Annotated in this window: 13 protein-coding genes and 1 rRNA gene; all 14 read right to left on the minus strand. The window is 32.3% G+C overall.

Annotated features, from left to right (window positions below; genetic code table 11):
* Nucleotides 1-317, minus strand: a 16S ribosomal RNA gene (locus BUA90_RS07675); the annotation flags it as partial.
* A gap of 310 nt (nt 318-627) precedes the next feature.
* Nucleotides 628-2,121, minus strand: coding sequence for a lysine--tRNA ligase (lysS, locus tag BUA90_RS07680; RefSeq protein WP_072967293.1), 1,494 nt, complete (start codon nt 2,119-2,121; stop codon nt 628-630).
* The gene (gene greA, locus BUA90_RS07685) at nt 2,121-2,597 is read right to left on the minus strand and encodes a transcription elongation factor GreA (protein WP_072967295.1); all 477 of its coding nucleotides are present in this window, start codon (nt 2,595-2,597) and stop codon (nt 2,121-2,123) included. Before greA ends, lysS begins: the two co-directional genes overlap by 1 nt.
* A gap of 299 nt (nt 2,598-2,896) precedes the next feature.
* Nucleotides 2,897-3,859, minus strand: coding sequence for a tRNA dihydrouridine synthase DusB (gene dusB, locus BUA90_RS07690; RefSeq protein WP_072967297.1), 963 nt, complete (start codon nt 3,857-3,859; stop codon nt 2,897-2,899).
* A 71-nt stretch (nt 3,860-3,930) separates the two neighbouring features.
* Complete coding sequence (locus BUA90_RS07695; protein WP_072967299.1) at nt 3,931-4,701, minus strand: type III pantothenate kinase; 771 nt, start codon at nt 4,699-4,701, stop codon at nt 3,931-3,933.
* Nucleotides 4,702-4,794: 93 nt separating this feature from the next.
* On the minus strand, nt 4,795-5,778 hold the full coding sequence (locus BUA90_RS07700; protein ID WP_072967301.1) for a biotin--[acetyl-CoA-carboxylase] ligase: 984 nt from the start codon (nt 5,776-5,778) through the stop codon (nt 4,795-4,797).
* Between the two features lie 266 nt (nt 5,779-6,044).
* The gene (locus BUA90_RS07705) at nt 6,045-7,178 is read right to left on the minus strand and encodes a sodium ion-translocating decarboxylase subunit beta (RefSeq protein WP_094756800.1); all 1,134 of its coding nucleotides are present in this window, start codon (nt 7,176-7,178) and stop codon (nt 6,045-6,047) included.
* 44 nt (nt 7,179-7,222) lie between these two features.
* Complete coding sequence (locus tag BUA90_RS07710; RefSeq protein ID WP_072967306.1) at nt 7,223-7,624, minus strand: biotin/lipoyl-containing protein; 402 nt, start codon at nt 7,622-7,624, stop codon at nt 7,223-7,225.
* A gap of 91 nt (nt 7,625-7,715) precedes the next feature.
* Nucleotides 7,716-8,123 carry an OadG family protein gene (locus tag BUA90_RS07715; protein WP_072967309.1) on the minus strand — a complete coding sequence of 136 codons (408 nt, stop codon included), beginning with the start codon at nt 8,121-8,123 and terminating at the stop codon, nt 7,716-7,718.
* Between the two features lie 101 nt (nt 8,124-8,224).
* Nucleotides 8,225-9,772, minus strand: coding sequence for a methylmalonyl-CoA decarboxylase subunit alpha (gene mmdA / locus BUA90_RS07720; protein WP_072967311.1), 1,548 nt, complete (start codon nt 9,770-9,772; stop codon nt 8,225-8,227).
* Nucleotides 9,773-9,869: 97 nt separating this feature from the next.
* Nucleotides 9,870-10,274, minus strand: a complete 405-nt coding sequence (gene mce / locus BUA90_RS07725) for a methylmalonyl-CoA epimerase (protein ID WP_072967314.1) — start codon at nt 10,272-10,274, stop codon at nt 9,870-9,872.
* Between the two features lie 179 nt (nt 10,275-10,453).
* Nucleotides 10,454-11,389, minus strand: a complete 936-nt coding sequence (gene meaB, locus BUA90_RS07730) for a methylmalonyl Co-A mutase-associated GTPase MeaB (protein WP_072967317.1) — start codon at nt 11,387-11,389, stop codon at nt 10,454-10,456.
* A gap of 147 nt (nt 11,390-11,536) precedes the next feature.
* Nucleotides 11,537-11,935, minus strand: a complete 399-nt coding sequence (locus BUA90_RS07735) for a cobalamin B12-binding domain-containing protein (RefSeq protein WP_072967319.1) — start codon at nt 11,933-11,935, stop codon at nt 11,537-11,539.
* Nucleotides 11,936-12,075: 140 nt separating this feature from the next.
* The gene (locus BUA90_RS07740; protein WP_072967321.1) at nt 12,076-13,752 is read right to left on the minus strand and encodes an acyl-CoA mutase large subunit family protein; all 1,677 of its coding nucleotides are present in this window, start codon (nt 13,750-13,752) and stop codon (nt 12,076-12,078) included.
* Nucleotides 13,753-13,984 lie beyond the last annotated feature (232 nt).

Genomic DNA, 13,984 nt, shown 5'->3' on the forward strand with positions numbered 1-13,984 from the left:
CACCCTCTCAGGTCGGCTACTGATCGTTGCCTTGGTAGGCCGTTACCCTACCAACTAGCTAATCAGACGCGGGCCCATCCTGTGCCGCCTCAGCTTTTACTACTATGCCATGCGACATCGTAGTCTTATGGGGTATTAGCACACCTTTCGATGTGTTATCCCCCTGCACAGGGCAGGTTGCCCACGCGTTACTCACCCGTCCGCCGCTAAGCTTTAATCTCCTCAGCTAAGCTAAAAAAACTAAAGCTCCGCTCGACTTGCATGTGTTAGGCACGCCGCCAGCGTTCATCCTGAGCCAGGATCAAACTCTCAAAATAAAACTGACTCTTCATTTTAGGCTTCAGTAAATCTTTTAATCTTTTACTGTTATCTGCTTTTCCCTTACACTGTTTAGTTTTCAATGTCCAAACTCATCAATTTCTCCTGACGCTTTAATATATTATCATGTCTAAATATTATTGTCAAGGATTTTTTTATTTATTTCTTAAACTTCTCTATATATTATCTTGTAATTAAATATATACCCTTAATTCAAAATGCTTAATCATATTATCATAAAAAATATCTCTAGTCAAATAGCATTTATTTTTTTATCAATCAAAGGAATGGCAAAAGCCATTCCTTTAATTAATCTATTGGTTTCATTGTAGGGAATAATATTACATCTCTTATTGAAGGTGAATCAGTTAAAAGCATTACTAACCTATCTATTCCTATTCCTAATCCACCTGTTGGTGGCAGTCCAACCTCTAATGCATTTAAAAAGTCCTCATCCATCATATGTGCTTCATCATCGCCTGCTTCTCTTTGTTTTAATTGTTCTTCAAATCTCTGTCTTTGGTCAATTGGGTCATTCAACTCAGAAAAAGCATTTGCAATTTCCCACGTATTTACGAAAGCTTCAAATCTATTAGTTATTGCTGAATTGTCAGGATTTCTCTTAGCTAGTGGTGAAACCTCTACAGGATGATGTAGTACAAATGTAGGCTGAATTAAATCTTTTTCACAAAATTCTTCAAATGCAAGATTTACAAGATGTCCTTTTGTCATATGATTTTCTACTTCTAATTTTAACTTTTCTTTTGCAACCTTTCTTGCTTCTTCATCACTCTCAAAAGCGTAAAAATCTATACCAGTTTTCTCTTTAACTAAATCATGCATAGATACTCTTCTCCAAGGCGGCTTGAAATCTATTTCTGTGCCTTGATAATTTACTACTGTAGTTCCATTTGCTTTTTCAGCACAATAAGCTACTAAATTTTCTGTAAGTTCCATCATATATTCATAATCTTTATATGCAACATATACTTCCATTGCAGTATATTCTGGATTATGCTTAATAGACATGCCTTCATTTCTAAACATTCTACCCATTTCATATACTGCATCAAATCCACCAACTATAAGTCTTTTTAAATATAATTCATTTGCTATTCTCAAATACATATCAATATCAAGAGTATTATGGTGTGTTATAAATGGTCTAGCAGCTGCTCCACCTGCAATAGTATTGAGAATAGGAGTTTCTACTTCTAAAAATCCTTTGCTATCTAAAAACTCTCTTATAGCCTTAATTATTTTATTTCTTTTCAAGAAAGTTTCTTTTACCTTTGGATTTACAATTAAATCAACATATCTTTGTCTATATCTTAAATCCGGATCCTTTAGCCCATGCCATTTTTCTGGTAAAACTTGTAAAGATTTGCATAAAAGTTTAACTTCATTAGCTCTTACAGAAATCTCTTGTTTTTTTGTTTTAAATACAGTACCTTTAATTCCTACAATATCGCCAATATCATATGTAGTAAATATTTCATATTCTTCTTCTCCTAATGCATCTTTTCTTACATATGACTGTATTCTTCCATCTTTGTCAAGAATATCTATGAAAGTAGCCTTACCCATCGTCCTTTTTGCCATTATTCTTCCTGCAATGCTCACTTCTTTACCTTCATACTTTTCAAAATTTTCTTTAATGTCTGCACTAAAGGCTGTTCTTTCATATTTTTCTACTTTATAAGGGTCTCGCCCCATCTCCTTTAGTTTTTTAAGCTTTTCCCTTCTAACCCTAAGGACTTCATTAAGATTTTGTTCTTCACTCATCTTTTGTAACACCTCCATTAAATCCTTATATCTAAAATCTCATATTTAGTAATTCCATCAGGCACTTGAACTTCAACTATTTCTCCAACTTTCTTACCTAATAACGCTTTTCCTACTGGAGATTCATTTGATATTTTTAATTCATATGGATCTGCTTCAGCTGAACCTACTATTGTATATTCAATTTCTTCATCAAATTCTAAATCTTTTACTTTTACTGTAGAACCTATACTTACAACTTCATTAGTAATCTCACTTTCATCTACAACTCTTGCTTTTCTAAGAGTTGCCTCAAGTTTTGCTATTCTTTCTTCTAATTGAGCTTGTTCATTTTTAGCTTCATCATACTCGGAATTTTCACTAATATCACCAAAGGCTAATGCCTGTTTTATTCTTTCTGCCACTTCTTTTCTTCTTACTGTTTTAAGTTCTTCTAATTCTTGTTCAACTTTTTCTAAACCTTTTTTAGTTAAAACGATTTCCTTATCAATCATTTATCTCATCTCCTTTATAATCGTTTTTAGTATTAAAAAATTGATTTTAAGTTTTTATCTGCATATACACATCCTACTTTAATTTCTATATTTATTGCCATTTATTTTTCCTAATATATGTTGTTTTTATTAAATTATTCATAAAAAATATAAAGCTTTTAAAACCTTATTTTCCCCCAACTAATATTATAAGCACTGGCTTTCAGTGCTTTAACTTATGCGAATTATTATAATGTAGTTATATTTTATTGTCAAGTTATTTATTTTACATCATTTTTCGACAAAAATAAACACTTTATCTATAAATTATTTAGAATTTTTTCCAAACAATTTTTTATTTCTTTTATGGAAGTAGATTTATTTATCTCATTTCGAATTTTAGCAGAATTCTTTATGCCTTTTAAATACCAAGCAGCATGTTTTCTAATTTCTCTAATTGCTATATACTCACCTTTGTTATCTATAAGCATATCTAAATGTCTAAAACACATACTTACCTTTTCCTCTACTGATGGTGGTGGAAGTATTTCTCCCGTTTGAAAATAATGATTAATCCTCTTGAATATCCATGGATTCCCCTGTGCTCCTCTTGCTATCATTATTCCATCACAATTAGTAGTTTCTTTAATTGCTTTAGCATCTTCTATGGTAAAAACGTCTCCATTACCAAAAACTGGTATATTAACAGCTTCTTTTACTTTTTTTATAATTTCCCAATCAGCTTTTCCCGTATAAAATTGTTCTCTTGTTCTACCATGTATAGAAATAGCTTTAGCCCCATTTTGTTCAATTATTTTAGCTACTTCAACGGCATTTATGCTGCTTTCATCCCACCCTTTTCTTATTTTTACAGTAACAGGCTTTTCAGATGCCCTTACAACAGATTTTACAATTCTACCAATAAGCTTTGGATTTTTTAAAAGAGCTGAACCATCTCCATTTTTTACTATCTTAGGTGTTGGACATCCCATGTTAATATCTAGTATATCATGATTATGATTATTCAATTTTTCTGCTACTTTTGCCATTATTTCAGGTTCTGAGCCAAATATTTGAAGTGCTACAGGTCTTTCACTTTCTTCTATCTTTAAAAGCTTTTCAGTCTTTTTATCTCCATAATATATACCTTTTGCACTGACCATTTCTGTAAATACTAAACCACATCCCATTTCTTTGCATATGACTCTAAATGTCAAATCGGTAACACCAGCCATAGGTCCCAATGCTAAATCATTTTCGATTTGAACATTACCTATTTTCATTCAATCACCATCCTAAAAAATATTTAATCTTTCAGCAATAAAATAAATGCCAGGACAAATATCCCGGCAGTTTATTTTTTATTCATCTCATAAATAAGTCTTAATCCCTCTAAAGTCAAAAATTTATCTACTTCTTCTATAGTCTTTGATTCAGTAGCTATAAGACCTGCAAGTCCTCCAGTTGCAACTACTTTTACATCTTTTTTACCTAACTCTTCTTTCATTCTCTTTACAATATAATCAACTAATCCAACATATCCATAAACTATACCTGATTGTATACTTTCAGTAGTATTTTTACATATAACTGTTTCAGGTTTTACTAATTCAACTCTCGGAAGCTTTGCAGCCTTTTGAAACAAGGCATCGCTAGATATTTTTATTCCCGGACTAATTATACCTCCTAAATATTCACATTTTTCAGATATAGCACAAAAAGTTGTAGCAGTCCCAAAATCTACTACAATGATAGGTCCACCATACTTATGATATGCAGCAACTGCATTTACTATTCTATCTGCTCCTACTTGTCTTGGATCATCATATTTTATATTTATACCTGTCTTTATTCCCGGTCCAACTATTATCGCTTCTTTATTACAAAATTTATAGGCCATATGCTGTAATGAATACATTATAGTAGGAACTACAGATGATATAATAATATCTGTAACATCTTCAAGTCTTAAACCTTCATATTGAAACAACTGATTTACAATCATACCCAATTCATCTGATGTCTTACTCTTATCCGTAGATATTCTCCAGTACTTAATTAACTCTTTTCCCTTATATACTCCAAGAACTATATTAGTATTCCCTACATCAAAAGCTAATAACAATTAAATCACCTACTCACTTTACATCATAAATTTATCAATCACCTTAAGTATCTTATCATTTTTAACTATCCATAGCAATAGCAATTTATAAAACTATATATATCCATTAATACCTCTTACTGATACTTCTCCAGATATTACACTTATTATTTCTCCATTTTCTTTTCTAACTAAAAGTTCTCCTTCATCATTTATATCAACAGCTTCTGCTATAATCGTTTCACTTTTATTTATTATTTTTACAGTTTTACCTAATGTAGCTGATTTTCTCTTGCATATTTCAACTGTTTCTTTTAAGCTCCCTGTTTCAATAAAGTTATAATAGAGCTTTTCAAATTCTCTTACTATGTTAATAACTATTTCTTTTCTAGATATCTCTTTTCCTGCTACTTTTTTCAGAGATGTTGCTACCTCTTTTATCTCATCTGGAAATTCATCTATATTGACATTTATACCTATTCCAACTATTACATAATTTATATTATCGAGTTCTGCACCCATCTCCGTTAATATTCCACAAACTTTTTTATTTTGAATAATAATATCATTAGGCCACTTTATATTTACATCTAAATTTGTTACTTTTTCTATTGCAATAGCAACTGCAGCAGCTGTAATTTCAGTTATTTTTGCTGCATCCCAAGGTCTTATTGAAGGCTTAAGTATTAAAGACATGGATATACTAGAACATGGTGGAGATATCCAAACTCTACCTAATCTTCCTCTCCCACCTGTTTGTTCATTACTTAGTATAATTGTACCTTCTTTTGCACCTTCTAGCGCTAATTTTTTTGCAAAACTATTAGTAGAATCTACTTTATCAAAGTAATATATATCATCTACAAATCTACTCAACTTGAGCTCTATTAATAATTCTTCTCTTGATAAAATATCCGGCTCTTCAACTAGCTTATATCCTTTTCTAGATATAGATTCTATTTTGTATCCTTCCTCTTTAAGAATATTTATATATTTCCAAATAGCTGTCCTCGTTACTCCTAATTTATTACTTAATTCTTCTCCAGATATGAAACTGTTTTTATTATTTTTTAATATCTCTAAAATTTCTTTTTTCAACCCAAACCCTCCAGTCACAAATATCTGGATATATTTTATCACATGAATAGACAGCACCAAAATTTTATTTTAAAAACAAAAAATTTATTTATATTTATTATCTTACTAAAACTACACCTACTTCAAAGATTTCACAAAATGTCAATTACTATTTAAAATCTGTGAATAATTGTTTTAAAATTTTACTTTTATCCACAAACTAATTTGTTTTCATGTTCATATGTTAATTAACATATAAAAGGCGAGTAAAATACCCGCCTTTTATTTTAACCAAATAATGATAATAATACACCTGCTGCAACTGCTGAACCTATAACACCAGATACGTTAGGTCCCATTGCATGCATTAATAAAAAGTTAGATGGATTTTCTTTTTGCCCAACTACTTGAGAAACTCTTGCTGCCATTGGTACTGCAGATACCCCTGCAGAACCTATAAGCGGATTAATTTTTCCACCAGATAACTTATACATAACTTTTCCCAATAATACACCTGCTGCAGTACCTACTGCAAATGCAAATACTCCAAGTACCATTATCTTTATTGTTTCAAGTTGCAGAAAAGCATCTGCTGTAGCAGTAGCACCTACTGATAATCCAAGTAGTATAGTTACAATATTTATTAATGCATTTGATGCAGTATCTGTCAATCTTCCTACTACACCACATTCCCTGAATAGATTTCCTAACATAAGCATACCTATAAGTGTAGCCGCTGGTGGCAACATAAGTGATACTAACAATGTAACTATTATAGGAAAGAGTATCTTTTCTGTCTTGGAAACAGGTCTTAACTGTTCCATTTTTACCATACGTTCTTCTTTAGTAGTTAAAGCCTTCATTATAGGCGGCTGAATTACCGGAACTAATGCCATATATGAGTATGCTGCAACTGCTATTGGTCCAAGTATTTCTTTCGCAAGTCTTGATGCCACATAGATAGATGTAGGTCCATCTGCTCCACCTATAATACCTATAGCTCCTGCTTGCTGTCCAGTAAAACCTAAAATTATAGCTCCTAAAAACGTTGTAAATATACCAAATTGTGCTGCTGCACCTAATAATAACGATTTAGGATTTGCTATAAGTGGTCCGAAATCAGTCATTGCTCCTACACCCATAAAAATCAATGGTGGAAAAATTCCTAATTCATCTCCTTGAAAAAAGTACCATAAAAGTCCACCAGGCTGTCCATGTCCTCCATGAGGTTGCATTAATCCAGCTGCCGGCAAGTTTGTCAAAAGCATACCAAAAGCAATAGGCACTAAAAGCAAAGGTTCAAATCTCTTTTTAATTGCAAGAAATAATAAGAAACATGCAATTCCAAGCATTACTACATGCTGAATTGTAAGCTCTGCAAACCCTGTACTTTGCAGAAATTTAATAATCGCTTGACCCATTCGTGCATCCCCTTTCATTTGAAGTGTTCCAGTTTAGGACAGCTTTATCCTAAAACTATAAGAACATCTCCTGCATTTACTGATGCACCCTTAGAAACATTAATGGATACAACTTTTCCATCTACAGGTGCCATTATTTCATTTTCCATTTTCATAGCTTCAAGTATAAGCAATACCTGTCCGTTTGATACACTATCTCCTTCATTTACTTTTATATCTAAAATAGTTCCAGGCATTGGTGCTGTAATCGTATTTGCACCTGCTGGAGCAGTAGTTGGTGCTGACTGTTTTGGAACTGAAACTGCTGGTTTTGGTGTAGGTGACACCGCTGTTGATGCTGACTTTGGTGCTACAGCTGGTTTTGATACTTGAGTACTTACTCCACCTACTTCTTCTACTTCTACTTCATAAGTTTTACCGTTTACAGTTATATTAAATTTTCTCATTTGATACTTCCTCCTTTAAATTTTTCATTATTTAACTCATAAAAATATATATTTTTTATTCTATTTTAACCGTAAACTACTATCTAATTTTTTATAACATCCTATTCATCTGTTCAAGTCTACCTGCTTTACCCCATACAGGTGTTGTATCAGGTATTCTTATTATATTTTTAACTATAATATTATGAGTTGATGTATTTAAACTTGCTGCTATAGCTGCAGTTATTACTGCAACAAGTTCTTCATCATTTTCCTCAACTTCAGGAACAGATACATTTACTTGTGAAGTTGGCACAGATTTAACTTCTACAGTTTCTTCTTTAGGTTTAGATGTATTAAGCAATTTAGACATTATTATAATACAACCCCATAAAATTATTAATGCAGCAAATGTAGCTGACATCCCTAATATAGTTACATATATAGAAGCTAAAAGTTTTTCACCCAAACTTAAACTATGTATTAGTTCAGGACTAGTAAATTTTTCAAGAAGCCCCATACTTTTCACCTCTTTTCTACTAAATTATGAGGTCCGATGACTATTTTTATTATCTCATCACATTAATTTATTTGTCACCAACAACCTGCTTTATTCGCTTTTTATAAAGGAATATTTCCATGCTTTTTAGCCGGTCTAGTTTCTCTCTTAGAAGCTAACATATTAAACGCATCTACTAACCTTGGTCTTGTAGAATTTGGCTCTATTACATCATCAACCATTCCTCTTTCAGCAGCTTTATAAGGAGTGGCAAATTCAGCTGTATATTCTTCTATTTTCTTTTGTCTCATTGCTACTGGATCATCAGCTTCTTTAATATCTTTTCTAAATATAATATTTGCGGCTCCTTGAGGTCCCATTACCGCTATTTCTGCTGATGGCCAAGCCAATACTATATCTGCACCAAGCTCTTTATTACACATTCCTATATAAGAACCACCATATGCTTTTCTAACAATAAGCGTCACTTTTGGCACAGTAGCTTCACTATATGCATAAAGCATTTTAGCTCCGTGTCTTATTATCCCACCATATTCTTGAGTAGTTCCCGGTAAAAATCCCGGTACATCAACTATATTAAGTAGTGGTATATTAAAAGCATCGCATGTTCTTATAAACCTAGCTGCCTTATCTGAAGCATTTATATCAAGACAACCAGCTAAAACTTTTGGCTGATTAGCTATTATACCTACTGTTTGCCCATTAATTCTTGCAAAACATGTAATAATATTTTGTGCATAAAATTTTAGATATTCATAATAATCTCCATTATCTACAATCAAAGCAATTACTTCTTTCATATCATATGGTTTATTTGGATTTTCTGGAATTATTTCATCAAGCTCTGGGATTATTTTATTTATATCATCTGTACATTCATATTTTGGAGGTGCTTCCATATTATTTGATGGCAAGAAACTTAAAAGCCTTCTTATTTGTGCAATACAATCTTCATCATTTGCCGCTACAAAGTGGGCTACTCCACTTACACTATTGTGAGTCATCGCTCCACCAAGTGCTTCTGCAGTTACATCTTCTCCTGTAACTGATTTGATAACTTGTGGTCCAGTTATAAACATTTGACTTGTTTTATCAACCATATAAACAAAATCAGTTATTGCTGGTGAATACACCGCTCCACCTGCACAAGGTCCCATAATTGCTGATATTTGCGGAATTACTCCTGATGCTATAGTATTTCTATAAAATATTTTTCCATATCCAGATAATGCATCTACTGCTTCTTGTATCCTTGCTCCACCAGAATCATTAAGTCCCACAACTGGAGCTCCAACTTTTAATGCATTATCTAGTACTTTACAAATTTTGGCTGCATGCATTTCTCCAAGAGAACCACCAATCACAGTAAAATCTTGGGCAAATGCATAAACTAATCTTCCATCTACCATACCATATCCAGTAACTACTCCTTCCCCTGGAGCGTCAACTTTTTCCATACCAAAATTAGTACATCTATGTTTAACAAATGCATCAAGTTCAACAAATGTTCCTTCATCAAACAAAAGATTTATTCTCTCTCTAGCTGTCAATTTACCTTTTTCATGCTGCTTTTGAATTCTTTTTTCCCCGCCACCCATCATTATCTTTTGACGACGCTTACGCAAATCTTCCAATTTATGATTGGACATATTCTTTATACCTCCTAATACATAATATAAGCTTCACATTTCAAGTTTTTTAGTCAAACTTTAAGTTGTAAAACAAATAGTAAAAATTTTAGTCCTACTACTTTCTTTCAGTTAGTTCTACTAATACTCCATGAGAACTCTTTGGATGCATAAATGCTATCTTAGCACCACCTGCTCCATATCTAGGTTTTTCATCTATCATTCTAAATCCTTTTTCTTTCATATACTCAATAGCTTCTTCTATGTTTTCAACTCTAAAAGCAATATGCTGTATACCTTCACCTTTCTTTTCAATAAACTTAGCAATAGGTCCATCTGGTGAAGTTGATTCAAGAAGTTCTACTTCAGTATCTCCAACTGGCAAGAAAGCAACTTTAACTTTTTGCTCTTCAACAGTTTCAGTCCCATGAAGTTCTAAACCCAAAGCTTCAGTATAAAACTTTAAAGTTTCATCTAAATTTTTAACAGCTATACCTATATGATCTACCTTTAAAACTTTCATATTATCCCCTCCATTTTTATTATTGTTTATTAAAATTTTATAAAATTACAACACAAAATTCATCATATCTCACTGCAAACTTGCCATAATTTTATTATGAATTTATCAATATATAATAATTAATTATCAAAACCTTCATCAGTCAACTGCAAATGTCAATTACCTCCAGTTTAATAAATCTAATCCATCTTTATCTCATTAAAAATTCTTTCAGTTGCAGTATAAGGGTCAATTATTTTGTCTACAATATCTTTTGATAATTTATTAATAAGTTCTTCTTTATTCGATTTATCAAAAAGAATACTCATAAGCTTTTGTTGAACTAAATCAATAAGTTCAAATTTACTATTTCTTATCCTTCTTTCTATTAATTTGCCTGTACTTTCTAAATACTCTCTATGTTTTTGTATATGCTCTAAAAGCTCATCAATTCCTTTGTTTTCTACAGCTACAACTAATTCTACTGGTGGTCTCCAATCAGATTTATTAAAATCAAGTACCATATCTATTTCTCTAGCAGTTCTCTTTGCACCATCTCTATCTGCTTTATTTACGGCAAACACATCTCCTATTTCCATAACACCAGCTTTTATAGCCTGTATATCATCACCAAGCCCGGGCACCATAACCATTACCGTTGTATCACAAGTCTTAACAATATCTATTTCTGATTGTCCTACCCCTACAGTTTCGATAAATATGTAATCTGCACCATATATATCTAAAATTTTTATTGCACCTTGAGTAGCTTTTGAAACACCGCCTAAATGACCTCTTGCACCCATACTTCTTATGAAAACGTTTGGGTTAGTATTGAGATCTGACATCCGTACTCTATCTCCTAAAATAGCCCCACCAGTAAAAGGACTTGTAGGATCTACAGCTATAATTGCAATTTTTTTTCCTTTACTACTAAGTTTTTTTACCAATTTATCAGTCAATGTACTTTTTCCTGCTCCCGGTGGACCTGTTATTCCTATTACATAAGCATTTCCTGTTTTTGAATACAGTTTTTTAATAATTTCAAAAGCCTCAGGCTCTCTGTTTTCAACCATAGATATAAGTCTTGCAACGGCTCTCCTATCGCCTTTAAGCAGTCTCTCTGCAAGTTCCATTTATATACACCACCTAGCATCATATAAAAGCTAAGGTTAAGGCTTTTTAAAATCGTATGTATTTTATAATAAAAAAACCTATAACCAGCTACTAAAAAAGCTAAATTAGCTGCTAATAGGAAAAACCTATTAGACAGCTTGTAAAAATTATTTTCTCTTTACATTTGCTTTAATATAATCTATGGTTACTTGAGTTGGAGTTCCCGGTGTAAATACTTCAGCTATTCCATTTTCCTTTAGGAAAGGAATATCATCATCTGGTATAACTCCCCCTCCTATTACTAGTATATCATCTGCACCTTCTTCTTTAAGAAGTTTTGCTACCCTCGGAAGCAAAGTATTATGAGCTCCTGACAAAATACTCATAGCAACACAATCAACGTCTTCTTGTATAGCTGCATTTACTATCTGTTCTGGTGTCTGTCTAAGTCCTGTATATATAACCTCCATACCTGCATCTCTTAAAGCTCTAGCAATAACTTTTGCTCCTCTGTCATGACCATCTAAGCCTGGCTTAGCTACTAATACTCTAATCGGTCTGTCCATCAAAATTTCCTCCTTTATTTTATAAATAAGGACATTTTTAATTATTTTTTATATAAATTTAACCAATAACTAATAGAAGTAGTATTATTCTTATTTTTTAATAGAATTAATTTTGTCAATTAACTCAGATACTAACTATTCTATAAATTAACAGACTGTTGATATTCACCAAATACTTCTCTCATAACTCCACATATTTCTCCTAAAGTTGCATACACTCTAACAGCATCTAATATATAAGGCATTACATTTGCATCGCCTTCACAAGCTCTTCTCAATGCTTCTAATTTTTCTTTAACAGCTTCATTATCTCTATTAGCTCTTAGCTCTGCAAGCTTTTTCTTTTGACGTTCTCCAACTGCAGGGTCAACTTTTAATAATCCCTTAGGAGGTTCTTCTTCAATCTGGAATTTATTCATACCAACAACTATTCTCTGTCCGCTTTCAACTTCTTTCTGATATTGATAAGCAGCATCCATAATTTCTTGCTGAATATATCCCAAATCTATTGCTCTTGGCGCTCCACCAAGTTCATCTATCTTCTTAATATATTCCATAGCTTTATCTTCAATTTCTTTAGTTTTAGCTTCAATATAATATGAACCTGCAAGTGGGTCAATTGTATTAGTTACTCCACTTTCATATGCAACTATTTGCTGAGTTCTAAGTGCTATTCTAACTGAATCTTCAGTAGGCAGTGCTAATGCCTCGTCTTTTGAATTAGTGTGTAATGATTGAGTACCACCAAGCACTGCAGCAAGAGTCTGTATTGCAACACGAACAATGTTATTATCCGGCTGCTGAGCAGTTAATGTTGAACCACCTGTTTGAGTATGGAATTTTAAAACCATTGACTTAGGATTTTTAGCTTTAAATCTTTCCTTCATAATTCTAGCCCATAACCTTCTTGCAGCTCTAAACTTAGCAACTTCTTCTAATAAATCATTGTGGGCATTAAAGAAGAATGAAAGTCTAGGTGCAAATGTATCCACATCAAGTCCTGCTTTAACTGCAGCCTCAACATATGCAATACCATCAGCTAATGTAAAACCTACTTCTTGAGCAGCAGTTGACCCAGCTTCTCTTATGTGATAACCTGAAATACTGATTGTATTCCATTTAGGTACATATTTTGAACAATATTCAAATATATTAGTTATAAGTCTCATTGAAGGCTCTGTCGGAAATATATATGTTCCACGAGCTATATATTCTTTTAATATATCATTTTGAATTGTTCCTCTTAATTTATCTGGAGTAACACCCTGTTTTTCAGCAACTGCTATATACATAGCTAAAAGTACTGAAGCAGGAGCATTTATAGTCATTGAAGTACTTACTTTGTCAAGCGGTATTCCATCAAATAATATTTCCATATCTGCCAATGAATCTATTGCAACTCCAACTTTACCAACTTCACCTTCTGAAAGTGGATGGTCTGAATCATATCCTATTTGTGTTGGTAAGTCAAATGCAACAGAAAGTCCCATAGAACCTTGTTCTATTAAATATTTATATCTTTTATTTGATTCCTCTGCAGTAGCAAATCCTGCATACATTCTCATTGTCCATAATCTTCCTCTATACATAGTAGGTTGTACCCCACGAGTATAAGGATATTGTCCCGGAAAGCCTAAATCTCTCTCATAGTCAAAATCTTCTATATCTAATGGAGTATAGAGTCTTTTTACTTCATCACCTGAACCAGAATAAAATTTTTCCTGTCTTTCAGGTCTTTTTTCTAAGACTTTTTTCGTTTTTTCTTCATACTCTGTAATGCCTTGTTTGATTCCAGCTAATTTGTCTTTATCAAACATCCTATTTCCTCCTTTATTAGGCTTATATATTTAAAAATATGTAATCTACCACATGGTACCCTCTATAAGAATAACACAAAACTTAATGATTTTTAATATTTCAATACCTTTTTCTACAAGTATAAACGTATACTTTTTGAAAATACCATGTGGTAATTCTGTATACAAACATAATTTTTTATTAATCTTTAAAATTTACCTATTATTATGTTTCATATATTTTATTTAATTC

This window comes from Caminicella sporogenes DSM 14501 (assembly GCF_900142285.1).
GTDB lineage: Bacteria > Bacillota > Clostridia > Peptostreptococcales > Caminicellaceae > Caminicella > Caminicella sporogenes.

Bases quoted from the DNA above. Each gene is read 5' to 3' on its own strand.
- meaB (WP_072967317.1), bottom strand. From the start codon at position 11,389: ATGGAACTTGCAGAGAGACTGCTTAAAGGCGATAGGAGAGCCGTTGCA.
- BUA90_RS07740 (WP_072967321.1), bottom strand. From the start codon at position 13,752: ATGTTTGATAAAGACAAATTAGCTGGAATCAAACAAGGCATTACAGAG.
- greA (WP_072967295.1), bottom strand. From the start codon at position 2,597: ATGATTGATAAGGAAATCGTTTTAACTAAAAAAGGTTTAGAAAAAGTT.
- lysS (WP_072967293.1), bottom strand. From the start codon at position 2,121: ATGGAGGTGTTACAAAAGATGAGTGAAGAACAAAATCTTAATGAAGTC.
- BUA90_RS07735 (WP_072967319.1), bottom strand. From the start codon at position 11,935: ATGGACAGACCGATTAGAGTATTAGTAGCTAAGCCAGGCTTAGATGGT.
- BUA90_RS07715 (WP_072967309.1), bottom strand. From the start codon at position 8,123: ATGGGGCTTCTTGAAAAATTTACTAGTCCTGAACTAATACATAGTTTA.
- mmdA (WP_072967311.1), bottom strand. From the start codon at position 9,772: ATGTCCAATCATAAATTGGAAGATTTGCGTAAGCGTCGTCAAAAGATA.
- BUA90_RS07710 (WP_072967306.1), bottom strand. From the start codon at position 7,624: ATGAGAAAATTTAATATAACTGTAAACGGTAAAACTTATGAAGTAGAA.
- BUA90_RS07705 (WP_094756800.1), bottom strand. From the start codon at position 7,178: ATGGGTCAAGCGATTATTAAATTTCTGCAAAGTACAGGGTTTGCAGAG.
- dusB (WP_072967297.1), bottom strand. From the start codon at position 3,859: ATGAAAATAGGTAATGTTCAAATCGAAAATGATTTAGCATTGGGACCT.
- mce (WP_072967314.1), bottom strand. From the start codon at position 10,274: ATGAAAGTTTTAAAGGTAGATCATATAGGTATAGCTGTTAAAAATTTA.